The sequence below is a fragment of the Candidatus Chryseobacterium colombiense genome (genome assembly GCA_029203185.1).
GTDB lineage: Bacteria > Bacteroidota > Bacteroidia > Flavobacteriales > Weeksellaceae > Chryseobacterium > Chryseobacterium colombiense.
The window spans coordinates 3,714,406-3,729,181 of the sequence record CP119310.1; the positions used below are offsets into that span (position 1 = coordinate 3,714,406).

Annotated in this window: 10 protein-coding genes; 5 read left to right on the top strand and 5 right to left on the bottom strand. The window is 36.3% G+C overall.

Features of this window, described 5'->3' with window-relative positions; all coding sequences use genetic code 11:
* Positions 1–59: 59 nt before the first annotated feature.
* From P0Y62_16875 to P0Y62_16895, 5 genes are all read right to left on the bottom strand, one after another.
* Entirely contained in the window at positions 60–1,313 is a 1,254-nt protein-coding gene (locus P0Y62_16875) for a glycoside hydrolase family 88 protein (GenBank protein ID WEK69496.1), read from the bottom strand.
* A 49-nt stretch (positions 1,314–1,362) separates the two neighbouring features.
* On the bottom strand, positions 1,363–2,775 hold the full coding sequence (locus tag P0Y62_16880; GenBank protein ID WEK69497.1) for a pectate lyase: 1,413 nt from the start codon (positions 2,773–2,775) through the stop codon (positions 1,363–1,365).
* A gap of 32 nt (positions 2,776–2,807) precedes the next feature.
* Positions 2,808–3,830 (bottom strand): pectinesterase family protein, encoded by a 1,023-nt coding sequence (locus tag P0Y62_16885; GenBank protein WEK69498.1) that lies wholly within the window; start codon positions 3,828–3,830, stop codon positions 2,808–2,810.
* 81 nt (positions 3,831–3,911) lie between these two features.
* The gene (locus P0Y62_16890) at positions 3,912–5,735 is read right to left on the bottom strand and encodes a RagB/SusD family nutrient uptake outer membrane protein (GenBank protein ID WEK69499.1); all 1,824 of its coding nucleotides are present in this window, start codon (positions 5,733–5,735) and stop codon (positions 3,912–3,914) included.
* Positions 5,736–5,746: 11 nt separating this feature from the next.
* Entirely contained in the window at positions 5,747–8,761 is a 3,015-nt protein-coding gene (locus P0Y62_16895; GenBank protein WEK69500.1) for a TonB-dependent receptor, read from the bottom strand.
* 879 nt (positions 8,762–9,640) lie between these two features.
* Between P0Y62_16895 and kduI the strand changes: the two genes are divergently transcribed.
* The 5 genes from kduI (at position 9,641) to P0Y62_16920 (ending at position 14,762) form a co-directional block, all read left to right on the top strand.
* A complete protein-coding gene (gene kduI / locus P0Y62_16900; GenBank protein WEK69501.1) occupies positions 9,641–10,477 on the top strand; it encodes a 5-dehydro-4-deoxy-D-glucuronate isomerase in 837 nt (278 codons plus the stop codon).
* Positions 10,478–10,485: 8 nt separating this feature from the next.
* On the top strand, positions 10,486–11,268 hold the full coding sequence (locus tag P0Y62_16905; GenBank protein WEK69502.1) for a gluconate 5-dehydrogenase: 783 nt from the start codon (positions 10,486–10,488) through the stop codon (positions 11,266–11,268).
* A gap of 18 nt (positions 11,269–11,286) precedes the next feature.
* Positions 11,287–12,684: a glucuronate isomerase gene (gene uxaC / locus P0Y62_16910; GenBank protein ID WEK69503.1), complete on the top strand. Its 1,398-nt coding sequence runs from the start codon at positions 11,287–11,289 to the stop codon at positions 12,682–12,684.
* A gap of 361 nt (positions 12,685–13,045) precedes the next feature.
* On the top strand, positions 13,046–14,053 hold the full coding sequence (locus P0Y62_16915; protein WEK69504.1) for a sugar kinase: 1,008 nt from the start codon (positions 13,046–13,048) through the stop codon (positions 14,051–14,053).
* A 49-nt stretch (positions 14,054–14,102) separates the two neighbouring features.
* Positions 14,103–14,762: a bifunctional 4-hydroxy-2-oxoglutarate aldolase/2-dehydro-3-deoxy-phosphogluconate aldolase gene (locus tag P0Y62_16920; protein ID WEK69505.1), complete on the top strand. Its 660-nt coding sequence runs from the start codon at positions 14,103–14,105 to the stop codon at positions 14,760–14,762.
* The last annotated feature ends 14 nt before the right edge of the window (positions 14,763–14,776 follow it).

Genomic DNA, 14,776 nt, shown 5'->3' on the forward strand with positions numbered 1-14,776 from the left:
TTAAGAAGGATTCTTCATATCGCTGCGCTATATTCAGAATGACAATCAATACTCATCAATTATTTTTCAAATTCCAGACTTGCCAGAATGAAAGGTCCTGTTCCTTTAGCATCATTGGAACGAATTTCTTCATTTACATAATATTTGTAAGAACCGTCTCTGTATGGTTTTCCGCCTAAACCTGCAACTGCGCAGCATTTATTTAGATTGACAACACCATTTTCATCAACTGTAATTAAATTTTTGATAATTCCGTCATAGCCTTTTTTAGCGTAAGCTTTATAGTATTTTGGAAGATAACCGTTGTTCACAGATTTAATGATGGTATAAACAAACATCGCCGATGCTGTTGCTTCTTCATAATTTCCATTTTCCAATGGTTTATCCAAAACCTGATACCAAAGTCCGCTTTTCTTGTCCTGAACTTTAATGACTGCATCTGCATAAGATTTTATGTAAGAAATTAATCTTGCTCTTCCCGGATGGTCTTTCGGTAAGAAATCCAGCACATCTACCATGGCCATTCCGTACCAACCCATTGATCTTCCCCAGAAATTTGGAGAAAGTCCTGTTTCTTTGTTTGCCCAGGCTTCTTTTTTACTTTCATCCCATGCATGATACAGCAATCCTGTGTTTTTATCCAAAAGATGCTTTTGTACCGAATCAAACTGTAAAAGAATATCGTCGTAGGCTTTCATTGCCTCTGTTCCTTTTACAAAATCGTAAGTGTAATGCGTGTAGAACGGCATTCCCATATAAAGACCATCAAGCCATACCTGGTTTGGGTATATTTTTTTGTGCCAGAAAGAACCTTCCGATGTTCTTGGCTGTCCTTCAATCTGGGTACGAAGCGTTTTCAGTGCCTTCAGATATTTGTCTTTTTTTTCTTTTTCATACAGATAAAGAAGAACATTTCCACTGTTCAGGAGATCAATATTGTATTTGTCTAGTTCATAGGTTAAAATACTGCCGTCTTCTTTGACTAATTTTTCACCAAAATCACTGATATAATTGTAGTATTCTTTTTTACCGGTTTTCGCATATAATTTTTCGGCGCCATCCAGAACAATTGCTGACGGATAGGTCCATTTCGGGCTTTTGCTGAAATCCAGCATCCACGCCTCCGGAAAACGGTGCATTTCGGAAAGCATCATTCTTTCTGACCATTTCAGGTTGACAGGAACGATTTTTCCTGGCTTTGAAGTTTCTGTGGAAGTTTTTGCAGCCACAGTTTTGGTTTGTGCGCAGGCTAACATTCCTGAACCTAATGCTGCAAATGCTAATAATTTTATGTTGTGATTAATGAAATTCATGATTTTAAACTTTAAAAATGATTTTTATCTAAATTTTCAGTTCTGGTATTTATTGCGTCTCAGTAATTTTTTTAACAATATCATTAAAATACACTTCAATATTGTCATAGTCTTTATGTAGATTTTTTCCGTTGGTATTGGGCACTTTCGGATCTAATTTATTTCTAATTTCCCATTCATCAGGCATTCCGTCATGGTCGGAGTCGAGTAGAGGTGTTCCCTGTTTCAGGTCCGGAAATCCACCAACATCTTTCTGAGAATCAATGATTCCGTTGGAACTTCCTTTTGAACCATTGTAAGTAAAACTTCCGTCTTTTACATCTTTTAAGACATGAAGATCAACAGCATCTCTTACCAAGCTTGCTCCTCCGATATTTAAAATTTTGTCATAAGCATCTTTTGGTGAATCTGTTTTTACATTATTCTGAATATCGTGAGGTTGGTTGATCTTTAGAGTATTTTTATCCTTTTCAGTTATATTATATGTTGCTTTTATCTGTGCAAAAACACCTTCTGTCCAGTTATCTTTTGAAACTTCGGGATTTCCTTCAATTACATTTCCGTTGATGTAATATTTTCCCCAGATGTTGTACGCTTCGGCTTCTGGTTTTTCATTTTTATCTATAGCAACAATTCTTTCTTTGGTTCTTGTTGCAGGGCCGGGTTTGTAATAATTGTTAACGATATTTACATTCATTCCTTCTCCGCCGTAGATATTGTTGTGTCCCCAATTGTAGATCACATTATTTCTGAAGTCGGTAAGGTCGGTCAATGCAAATTTACTTCCGGCATATTCTCCCAATCTTGGATTCCTGCTGTCGTGATGAGCGTAGATATTATGATGAAAAGAGGCGAATTTTCCTCCTGCAATTCCTCCGTATCCGTGAGCTCCTTTTTGGTGGGCAGAATTTCTTAAACTTTCTGCAATCACACACCACTGAAGCGTTGTATTTTCGTTATTATAAATAGAAACGGTCTCGTCTGTTGACCAGCTCATTGAACAATGATCCACTATCAGATTTTTGATGAATCTTGCTCCTAAAGCATCACCTTCAAAGTTTTTCTGGTCACCCATTCTGAACCGCATATAACGAATGGTTACATTATCTGCGCCTACAAAAGTTTCGTAGTTGGCAACGCTAATTCCATCTCCGGGAGCTGTTTGTCCGGCAATCGTAACGTTCCCTTCTTTTATTTTTAAAGGCGATTCGAGGTAAATGGTTCCTCCTGTTTTAAAGATTATATATCTAGGACCTTTTTGATTCAAAGCATATCTTAAAGTTCCTTCTGAACCATCATCCGTAAGTTTTGTAACAGCATATACTTTTCCGCCACGCCCGCCTGTTGTATATCTTCCAAAGCCTTCTGCACCAGGAAAACTTACCACGTTTTGAGCATTAATGTCTATGGAAATACCACATAAAATTCCTATCGTGAATAGTTTTGTGAAGTGTTTTTTCATGACTGAAAATCTTTGGTGTTTTTAGGTTTATTTTATTTTAAACTTTTTGATGGGTTCCAGTTATCTTTTCCTTTCAGGATATTCTGTGTTGTATATTTTTTACTTTCTTCTTCGGTTATTTGATGTGACCAAGAAACTCTTTTTGTAGCATTTGCTCCAGAACCTTTTGAATTAAACTCTCCATAAAAATTGGTTTTTTCAGCATCAGGTTTGTTCCAGTTATGCCATCCTTCAGGTTTTATGGTTGAATTGATCTCGCAATTAATGTAAACGGTTTTAGCAAAGGGTCTCCATGGTCTTCCTAAATAGACCGAATTTTCTTTAGCATTTCCGGTAATTTTTGAATTGATAAAAACAAATCCGAATTCATTTTCCTGTGGAGTAGAAGCTGCGGTAACATAGCTTGCAGTTTCTTTTGAGTAAATAGTGCAGTTTTCGAAAACAGCGGTTCCGGCGCCGAAAATATAGTCGGTTGTGCCTTCGATATAGCAGCTTTTAAAATAATTTCTTGAAGGTTTTGTTTTGTCCGGTGAATCCTGAACTCCTTTTAAATATAAAGTGTCCTGATTTCCTAAAAATCTGCAGTTTTCAAATACAATTCTGTCTCCTGAAGTTAAAACAGCAACAGCCTGTCCAACTCTTCCTGAACTGTTTTCAAACGAAATATTCTTTGCTATAAAATTATTGGAATGGATGAAAATTGTGGAAGAGTTTGTCGTTCCAATGTCTTTTCCTTCGGAATTCTTTTTTGAGGCAAAGTCATCATAAGTAATGATTGTATTTTGAGGATTTTCTCCTTCCAGCAATATCGCTCCTTTTGTTTCAGGAATGATGATTTTTTCTTTATAAGTTCCTGCTTTAATTACAATTTTTGTTCTTGTGGAAGAACCGTTTTCAACGGCATCGATGGCTTGCTGTACTGTAGTAAAGTTGCCTTTTCCGTCTTTTGAAACCACGATTGTTTTATCGGCAGTTTTAAAAGAAAGAAGACCTGACAAGATGATCGAAAGGATTACAGTTGATGTTAAATTTCTAAGAAAAGCGGAAATTTTCATTGAAAAATTTTTAGTTAAAATACAGACTTCTCTTGGTGAGATGAAGCCTGTATTTCTTTGATATGAATGTGAATTTTTTATCTAGTATCCGTAATCTTGTGTAAGATTATAGTTAGAATTGACCACGTCCAAAGCTAATGGAAGCAATTCTTTCCTGTTTGCCTGGAAATAGTATGCATAACTTTTGATTGGATCTCCACTGATGTATGGCTGTGTCATGGCAAGTCTCCAGTTTACTTTTGTATAGCCGGAAGGCGTGGCAACACTTTGGTTCGGGCTGTAGAAAACATCTGCTTTCGCAACTCCTGTAGCCGTGTAGAAATCAATATCCGAAACATTTTGCTGAGCCGTTTTGGTTGGAGTATATGTCACTTTTTTATAGAAAATATATTCCGGAACATTGGCATAAGCTCCTGTACCATTCATGAATTGGGTAAGCTTGGTTCTTGTTTCGTTAATTTTTGTTTCCAATAAATTCCAACGGATCAGATCATATTTTCTAAGCCCTTCTCCACCGAATTCCAATTGTCTTTCTTTTACGATATAATTAAAGAATCCTGTCTTGTCTGTAGGGATGGTTCCAACCTGACCTAAGTTTCCTGCATAAGCTCTTTGTCTCACTGATAAAACTGCATTTATTGCCTCTGTAGAAGGTCCGTTATGAAGTTCGTTATCTGCTTCGGCGAACATTAACAAAATGTCAGCGTATCTCAATAAAGGCCAGTCAATACCTAAGTTCTGAGAAGTTCCCGTAATGGAAGTCCAAGATTTTCTGAATTTACCGTCATTCCAGTTGATGGAGGTCTGAAGTTCTTCCTGTTTTGAAGTATTTACTCTGAAAATGGCAATGTTTACGTCTCTTCTCAGATCATATTTAGTAAATTCATAGAAATATACAGGAATTGCACTGATACCTCCTGAGGATTTCCAGTCCGTATCGTCATGTCTCAACCCATTGTAATAACCAATTTTACTATCCGTCTTAGAGTTCCCTCCAAATGCTCCGATGGCATAGATCACTTCATTGGTTGCATCTTGAGAATTAGTGTGTAATGCTCTGAACATTCCCTCATAGCTAGGATTAAGTTGGTGCTGTCCGGAATTGATGATATCTTTACATTCGTCGTAAGCGATCTGATAATATTTCTGAGGATTAGATCCCTGTAACATTTGTTGTGGAGCTCTTCTTAATGAATATCCTGCTCTTGCTAAAGCGATTCTTGCTCTTAACCCTTTTACGGCACCTTTTGAGATCCTCTGGGCAGTTGTACCACCTTCTGATCTCCACGGAACAAGATCTTCTGCTTTTAATAAATCGGCCAGAATTTTTTCATAAATAATATCTCTGTCTGTTTTTGGAAGATATAAATCAGGAAGATCTGCTGACGGAACATCCTGAAACGGAACATCTCCCCAGTTTTTAATGAGATCATAGTAGAACTGGGCTCTCAGTGTTAAAGCTTCACCCAAATATCTGTCCATTAGTTTTTTATCTGCGTCGGAACCAGTTTTATATACAGGGGAAAGAGGAATATTCTTGATAACAAGATTGGCTCTCTCAATTCCTGCATAGGTATCTAAAAAAGGTCTCAAAAGTTCTGTATTCGTTGGAATGGCTCCGAAACAACTGATTCCTCTTCTGTCATTGGCATTATAATCTCCCGAAGTTCTTAAATCGTCTCCGGATTGTGTAAGAATAAGATTCATTCTTTGTCCATAGGTATTATCACCCATAGTGGCGTTGTAAACTCCGACCAAAGCTGAAAAAGTATCAGGGGCAGAATCAAACTGCTGCGCTTCAGCCGTATTGGATAAGCTTTCTACATCCAAATATTGTTCGCAGGAATTTAAAGATATTAAACCTGCAATAGAAAATACAATGGCTAAAAATTTATTTTTCTTCATAATATTAGGGTTTAAAAAGTAATGTCAACTCCTGATAAAATAAATCTGCTACGCGGATAAGCAGCATAGTCTACACCAGGTGTTAAAGGATTTCTTCTTGTATTGGCTTCCGGATCATATCCGGAATATCCTGTAACTGTAAATACGTTGTTCATCGTAAAATACAATCTGAAGTTGGTAAGACCCAACTGTTTCGTAAACTCTTTAGAAAGGGAATACCCTATAGTTACATTGTTTAATCTTAAGAAAGATCCGTCTTCGATAGCATATGAATGAAGAAAATAAGCGCCTGCCGGTGGCGTCCATCCTGTGGTATTTGCATTCAGGGCGGCTAATGCAGTCGGATCAGTTACCTTATTTCCTGCGTCATCGAACCATCTCCATCTGTTAGCAACTTCTGCCAACATATTATTGTCTTTATATAAATATTGCGTAGAATATTCAACTTTGTTGGCGTTGTATACTTTATTTCCAACAGAGAAGTTGAACATTAAACTCATATCCCAGTTTTTGTAACGAAAAGTTTGGTTAAAACCACCATAAAATTTAGGTTGAGCATTTCCTAAATCGGTCATATCTTTATTGTCAATAACACCATCACCGTTTAGATCTTGAAGTTTAAGATCTCCCGGCTGTACGGCTTTTGCTCCGTTTGCAGCAGCTGCGGAACTTGCTATACCAGCTTTCAAAGTATATGCTTGTGTAGCCGGATCATAATTAAAATCACTGATCTCATATCTTCCTGCTGTCACATATCCCCAATAAGTCCCTACCGGCTTACCCACCTGCACAAGGAAATCATTTAAATTATTTTGCCATCCGGAAGGATATAAGTAGGAATAAGCACTTGGAGATGCACTATTTCCTAAGCTTTTGATCGTATTTCTGTTTGAAGATATATTGGCATCAATTTTCCAAGTGAAATTTTTGTTATTGATGATGGCACTTCCTATTGAGAATTCAATCCCTTTATTAGTCGTGCTTCCTGAGTTTTGGTATTGATATTCATATCCTCTGTCCTTTGGAATCTGTGCCAGAAGCAATAAATCTTTAGTATCCGTCTGATAAACATCCAATGCACCATATACTTTTCCTTTAAATAAACCAAAGTCCAATCCAAGGTTTTTTGAAGTGGCTTTTTCCCAGGTTACATTTTTATTAGCCAAAATATTTCCTGTTGTAGCACCCGGCGTTACATTGGTCCCAAAAGCATATCCGTAGTCGGAAGAGGTAATGAAGAAGGTATCATACAAGAAAGCTCCGATTCTGTTATTTCCGGATAAACCATACCCTGCACGAAGTTTTAAATCGCTGATTGTTTTGCTGTCTTTTAAGAATTTTTCTTCAGTAATTTTCCAGGCTGCAGAAGCGGCAGGGAAATATCCCCATCTGTTTCCAGGCCCGAAAACACTGGAGCCATCTACTCTCATAGATGCTGTTAGAATATATTTATTTTTAAAAATATAGTTGGCTCTTCCGAAAAATGATGCTATACGGTCAGGCAAAACATTTGTTTTGGCAGGGTCTTGTACTAATCCTGACGGAGTATTGACAGACTGAATGTTCGCAAATGCTTCCTGGGCACTTATAGATTTGGGAAGCCATTTAACATTCATGGTTAATGATTCAGCATCTGTTTTTACAATTTCCTGTCCAACGAGTAGGTCCAGTTTATGATTTCCAAATGTTTTTCTGAAGTTTAATGTATTGGTATTGGTAATTCTTCTGGATTGAGTTTTACTTAGAAAAACTACCGGCTGATCATTATTCTGTCTCGCAAGAGTGGTTACCGTTCCGGAAAATTGATTGACAAATTCGTCTCTCTGTAAATATCCAATCACACTTCTGAACGTAAAATCTTTATTGATTCTATACTCTAAAGTTCCGTTAAGAAGTAAATCATTTCTACCGTTTTCTTTGATTTCATTATTGGCTAAAAGAATAGGATTCACAAGATTGGTTTCGTTGGCAAACAACGGATCAAAATCATCCACATTTACCGTAGAACCCCCTTCAAAAGGCTGATATCTCACTGCGTTTCTCAGCCTGTTTGTACTTTGTGAACCTGTAGAAGAAGTTCCTGCACCGAAAATGGTTTGCCTGCTATATCTGGCATTTAGCGTAAGGCTTACCTTTTTTGACAGGTCATAGTCATATTTGAAATTGGCCATATTCCTTTTAAACCCGGAACCGATCATAATCCCGTCTTCCTGTACATTATTTAATGACAATGAGAAAGAGGAGTTATCAGATCCTCCCGTAATAGAAAGATTATGAGTAAAGTTGAATGCTTCTCTTCCGAAAACTTCATCCTGCCAATCTCTCTTTTTTACATCTTTGTATTTTTCCAATTGATCGTAGGTTCCGTATCTCGACTTAAAAGCGTCAATATCGGTTTGCACTCCGGCCTTGTTATAGAGTTCGTATTGGTAGAGTACATACTGATACGGATCTAATACATCAATCGTATTCTGAATTTTTCTTACACCTAAGAATCCGTTGTAATTAATTGATGTTTTAGCTTTTTTACGGCCTCCTTTTGTTGTTATCAAGACCACTCCGTTTGCTCCTCTTGCTCCGTAAATGTTGGTAGAAGAGGCATCTTTTAAAACTTCAATAGATTCGATCTCTTTCGGAGATAAAATTGACAGGGCATTATCCATTTGAACTCCGTCTACAATATAGAGAGGGGCGTTGCTTCCTGTGATGGAGTTTCCTCCTCGGATCACAATATCCACATCTGCGCCGGGCGATCCTTCACTTAGGGAAACCTGTACTCCGGCCATTCTCCCTTGAATTGCTTCTGCAGCATTGGTGGAAGGCATATCTTTGATTGCATCTCCCTTTACAGAAGAAACCGCATTCGTTACATCTTTTTTGGAAACTTTTGTATAGCCTACCAAAACCACTTCATCAATAGTGGTTTCTTTTTCCTTTTTTGGTTCTTTTTGCTGAGCCATTGCAAGGACAGGAAGTAGAAAAACAGTTAAATATAACCATTTTATAGATTGTACTTTTTTATCCATTTTGTATCCTTATAGTTTTAATTTTGGTTGAAAAGTTTTTTTCAATCCTTGTGTTTTTTTGTGGATTTTGTAAGTATTTTCCTGTCTTTTTTAGGAGTAAAATATTTTAAAAAATTTAACGCATTTAAATGTGCAATCGATTGCGTAATTTTTCATGATAAAATATCTTGGCTTCTAAACTAATATTATTTTCCAATATGCAAAGAAAAAAATATTATTTTTTCATTAATTTGGTTGTTTAAAATCTTAAAATTAACAAAACATTTGTTCGTTAGTTTTATTTAAAATATTGATAATTAATTATTTGTGTTTTGTTTTTTCTTTCAAATTATTTTTAAAAAAAACATAAAAATTAAGCTGTTTAGTATTAAAAAAAATAAAATTTGCTTAAAAAAATGTCTTTTTAGAGCCTTGAAAATTCCCCAAATTAAAGACTGAGAAGAAAAATTTCTTTATTTTCCTGATTTTTGTCATCTTTTTAGAGCGTATAATAAACCGAATTTTATACTTAATAAAGATTAAACTTATTATATATAATATAAAGAGTGAATAAGACTTATTTTTATTAAATTAATAGGTAAATTAATTTAAATTTTTTTGGCATGATTTTATTTCTATCCATAGGCTGTGTATTAATTTTGGTTAATCTGAAACATGAAATTTTCTTAAAACATTTCTTAAATTCTTTCTTTTTGTAATTTTATTTAATTGAAAATCATATTATTATAAATTAAAATTAATTTTTTGTTAACCAATTGAAGAATAATTATATATTTAACCACAAGTATTCCTATTATTTTTTAGTGTAATTTTATGCAATCGATTACGCAATGTTTAACAGGTTTTGAAAAACCACAAAAGAAAAAAGTATAAAGCAGTATGTCACAATCAGAATTTCGCTACGCCCATCATCCTGAAGATGTAAAAAAGTATACCACTGAAGATCTTAGGCGGGAGTTTCTAATCGATGATTTATTTAATGAAGATAAGGTAAAATTAGTTTACTCTATGTACGATAGGCTGATTGTAGGAGGTATTATGCCTTCAACACAGGCTTTGAAACTGGAACCCACAGACGACTTGAAAGCTCAACACTTCCTTGACAGAAGAGAATTGGGGATTATCAACGTTGGTGGTGCAGGAAAAGTTACGGTAGATGGAGAAGTATATGAGCTTGGAAACAAAGAAGCTTTATATATCGGGAAAGGAGCAAAAGAGGTGATTTTTGAAAAAACAGGTGATGCACAACCTTATTTTTACATCAACTCAGCTCCTGCACATCATGCTTATCCGACTAAAAAGATTACGAAAAAAGAAGCGGAAATCGTAGAATTGGGTGAAGAGAAATACGCAAATAAACGTACGATCAACAAACTGATTGTAAACTCCGTTTTAGAAACCTGCCAGCTTCAAATGGGAATGACAGAACTTCATCCGGGAAGTGTTTGGAATACAATGCCTGCACATACGCATACCCGAAGAATGGAAGCTTATTTCTATTTTGATCTGGAAGAAGGGCATACTGTGAGCCACTTTATGGGACAGCCAAGCGAAACACGTCATATTTTTATGACCAACAGACAGGCAGTGTTATCTCCGGAATGGTCGATCCACTCAGGAGTCGGAACTTCTAATTATACTTTTATCTGGGGTATGGCTGGGGAAAATATGGACTACGGCGATATGGACGGAATCAAAACTAACGAACTAAAGTAATTTTTCTAATGAATTTATTTGATTTATCCGGCAAAGTAGCAGTCGTTACTGGTGGTACTCACGGATTAGGTATGGCAATGGCAGAAGGTCTTGCTGCTGCAGGTGCCGAATTGGCGATCACAAGTACGACGCCGTCAAAATTAGAGGAAGCTTTAAACTATTATCACTCCAAAGGATATAAAGCAACCGGTTATCTTTTTGATGTAACGGATGAATTGGAAGCTGCTCAGAAAGTAGCTTTAATGGAAGCTACCCATGGAAAAATAGACATCCTTGTTAACAACGCGGGAATCATTAAACGTGTTCCGGCAATTGAGATGGAAGTTGAAGACTTTAGAAAAGTAATCGATGTGGATCTTACAGGACCTTTTATCATGTCCAAATTGGTTGGAAAATATATGATTAAAAGAAAATCGGGAAAGATCATCAACATCTGCTCGATGATGAGTGAGCTTGGCCGTGACAATGTAGTAGCGTATGCTTCTGCAAAAGGCGGTCTGAAAATGCTTACCAAAAATCTGGCTACAGAGTGGGCAAAGCACAATATTCAGGTGAACGGAATCGGTCCCGGATATTTTGCGACTTCTCAGACAGAACCTATTAGAGTGGATGGCAATCCTTTTAACGATTTTATCATCAGCAGAACTCCGGAAGGAAGATGGGGAAATCCGGAAGATCTTGCAGGAACAGCTATTTTCTTAGCTTCAGATGCAAGCAAATTCATCAACGGACAGATTATTTACGTAGATGGAGGAATTCTGGCAACCATCGGGAAACCTGCTAATGAATAACAACAGAATTAGACTAAAATGAAACCTTTTATTACCGATAATTTTTTATTACAGAATAAATACGCTGAAGAATTATACTTCAAGTACGCAGAAAAACAACCGATCATTGATTATCACAATCATTTGACTCCTAAAGATATTGCAGAAGACACGGTTTTCGAAAATATTTCAAAGGTCTGGATTGCAGGTGATCATTACAAATGGAGAGCGATGCGTACCATGGGCGTGAACGAAAAATTCATCACGGGAGATGCTTCAGACAAAGAAAAGTTTGAAGCCTGGGCACAGACTGTTCCGTATACATTAAGAAATCCTTTGTATCACTGGACGCATTTGGAACTGAAAAGATATTTCGGAATCGATGAATTGCTGAATGGGGACAATGCATCAGAAATTTACGAAAACATCTCGTCTCAACTTCAGACTCCTGAAAAATCAACAAGAGGTTTATTGAAAATGATGAATGTAGAATCACTGTGCACCACGGAAGATCCTACAGATATTTTGAATTACCATCAGGATTTGGCGAAAAGCGATTTTTCTATCAAAGTAAGTACGGCTTTCCGTCCTGATAAAGCTATTTTAATTGAGAATCACAACTTCGCGGATTATATTTCCAAACTAGGCGAATCTGCCGGAATTGAAATTAATTCCTACCAGACTTTGTGTGATGCATTAATCAAAAGAATTGAATATTTCCATGAAAATGGATGCAGACTGTGCGATCACGGGTTGAACAATATTTCTTTCGAAGAAGCTTCAGAAGCAGAAGTAAGCACAATTTTCACCGATAAACTAAACGGAAAAGTTATCCCTGAAAAACAGGTGAACCAATTCAAAACGGCTATTTTATTATTCTTAGGTGAAGCGTACCACAAATTCGGTTGGGTTCAGCAGTTCCATTTAGGGGCCTTGAGAAATAATAATGAAAGAATGCATAGAATTTTGGGACCAGATACAGGTTGGGATTCTATCGGTGACTTCGTTCAGGCTGAAACGTTGTCTAAATTGTTAAACACATTAGACGGAAAAGATAAATTAACAAAAACTATTTTATATAATTTAAATCCTGCCGACAACGAAATTTTCGCTACTATGATCGGGAATTTCAACGACGGGAGTATTAAAGGAAAGGTACAGTTCGGTTCAGGATGGTGGTTCCTTGATCAGAAAGACGGGATGATCAAGCAGATGAATGCCCTTTCCAATATGGGATTGATCAGCTGTTTCGTCGGAATGTTGACGGATTCCAGGAGTTTCCTTTCTTTCCCGAGACATGAATATTTCAGAAGAGTATTGTGTAACCTTTTTGGTGAGGAAATGAAAAATGGTGAATTACCCGATGATATTGAGCACGTTGGAAAAATAATTTCTGATATTTGTTATCACAATGCCAAAAATTATTTTGATTTTTAATTAGATAAAAACTCTCGCAGATATGGCAGATTACACAGATCTCTTTTTAACACAATCATCTGCAAAATTTGTTAAATCTGCGAGAGATTCAAAAATATTTTAAACCATTAAGATTTATTTAGAAGTTAAGTTTTGGTTAAGGTAAAATCAAAGATTTTAATTCAGCAAAAATGCTTAAAGCGATGCTCAACTTAATTTTTCTAAACTCCTTAATGAAATCCTAATGGTTTAATAAAAAATAATTGAATATCTGTAACTTGTTATAATCTTATTTAAGTGAAATCGAAGATTCGACGTAGTCAAACGCCTTTGCGTTTAAACAAAAAACAGATATTCAATAAATTAAGAACGTTTACAAAAAATGAGCAACAAAATAGTCACATTTGGTGAAGTGATCATGCGACTTTCACCACCCGGAAACAGAACTATGAAGCAAAGCCATGAAATGGAATTCTTTTTCGGAGGAACGGAGCTTAATGTAGCTTCATCATTGGCAACAATGGGTTGTGATGTGAGACATATCAGCAGTGTTTCTGATGATTTTGTGGGGGAATCAGCATTGTCTTTTGTCAAAAGTTTTGGGATTGATACTCGTTTTATCAGTAAAAATGAACATCCTTTAGGGGTATACTTTTTGGAAGTGGGTTCTTCGGTACGGGCAAGCAGGATTGCTTATAACAGATTGAACGGTTCATTTGCCAATATCCATCCTCAAAATATAGACTGGAAAAAAGCTCTTGAAGGCAGTACTTATTTTCACTGGACGGGTATTAGTCCAGGAATTTCCAAAACGGCTTACGAAACTTTAAAAGAGGGTTTACAGACCGCCCGTGAATTGGGAATTGAAATTACAACCGATCCGGCTTATCGTTCTAATCTGTGGAAATATGGTAAAAATGGAAATGAAGTGTTGAAAGAACTAGTTGGTTATTCCACCATTTTCATCGGAGGAGTGAATGAGATCAATGAAATCCTGGGAACTCAATTTTCATCAGATAAAGAAGGTTTCCTGGAAGCCTGTAAAGAATTAAAACAACAAATTCCTTCTATTTATAAGATTTTCGATAAAATAAGAATCGGTGTTACAGCAAGTTCTCAGCAAACACAGGGAAGAGCTTTAATCGGAGATACTTATTTTGAAACTGAACTTTTAGAAGTAAATCCTGTAGTCGACAGAATCGGAACAGGAGATGCTTTTGCGGCGGGTTTGATCTATGGCTTAATTAATTTCGATGACGAAAAAGCATTGAATTTTGCCAATGCTGCCTGTGCCATAAAACATACCATTTTAGGAGATATCAATTATTGCAGTGCTGAAGACATTTTGGAAGTAATGCAGGGAAATTCGGGGGGAAGAATAAAAAGATAAGAAAAGCATTATAAGGTTTCATTCCTGTAATGCTCAAAAAAACTATACAATGACAAAAATTCAATTAGTAACGGATACTATTCTCAATCAGGGAGTTTTGCCTCTTTATTATAATGCAGATGAGACGGTAACTTTAGAAATATTGAGATCACTTTACAAAGCAGGAATCCGTGCCGTAGAATATACAAGCCGTGGTGAAGCTGCGTTGAATAATTTCATCAAAATGATTGAAGTCCGTAATATGGAAATGCCGGATATGTTGCTTGGAATCGGAACGATAAAAAATAAAGCACAAGCTGAAGAATATTATAAAGCAGGGGCAGATTTTTTCATTAGCCCTGGTTTTGTGGCGGAAGTGGCGGCATTCCTGATTCCAAAAGATGTATTGTACAGTCCGGGTTGTATGACGCCGACAGAAATTATCGAAGCAGAAAATTCAGGAGTAACTTTCGTTAAATTATTTCCTGGAAATGCTTTAGGAACCGGATTCATGAGTGCGATCAAAGATGTTTTCCCGAATCTGAAATTTATGCCTACAGGTGGTGTTGATACGACAAAAGAAAGCATTGAAAGCTGGTTTAAAGCAGGTGTTTCTGCTGTAGGAATGGGAAGTAAATTGGTAAGTAAAGAATTAATGCTTGCCAAAGACTATGCAACAATTGAAAATGAAACTAAAAAAGTGCTGGAAATTATTCAGACTTTAAAATAATAACTCAATTCAAA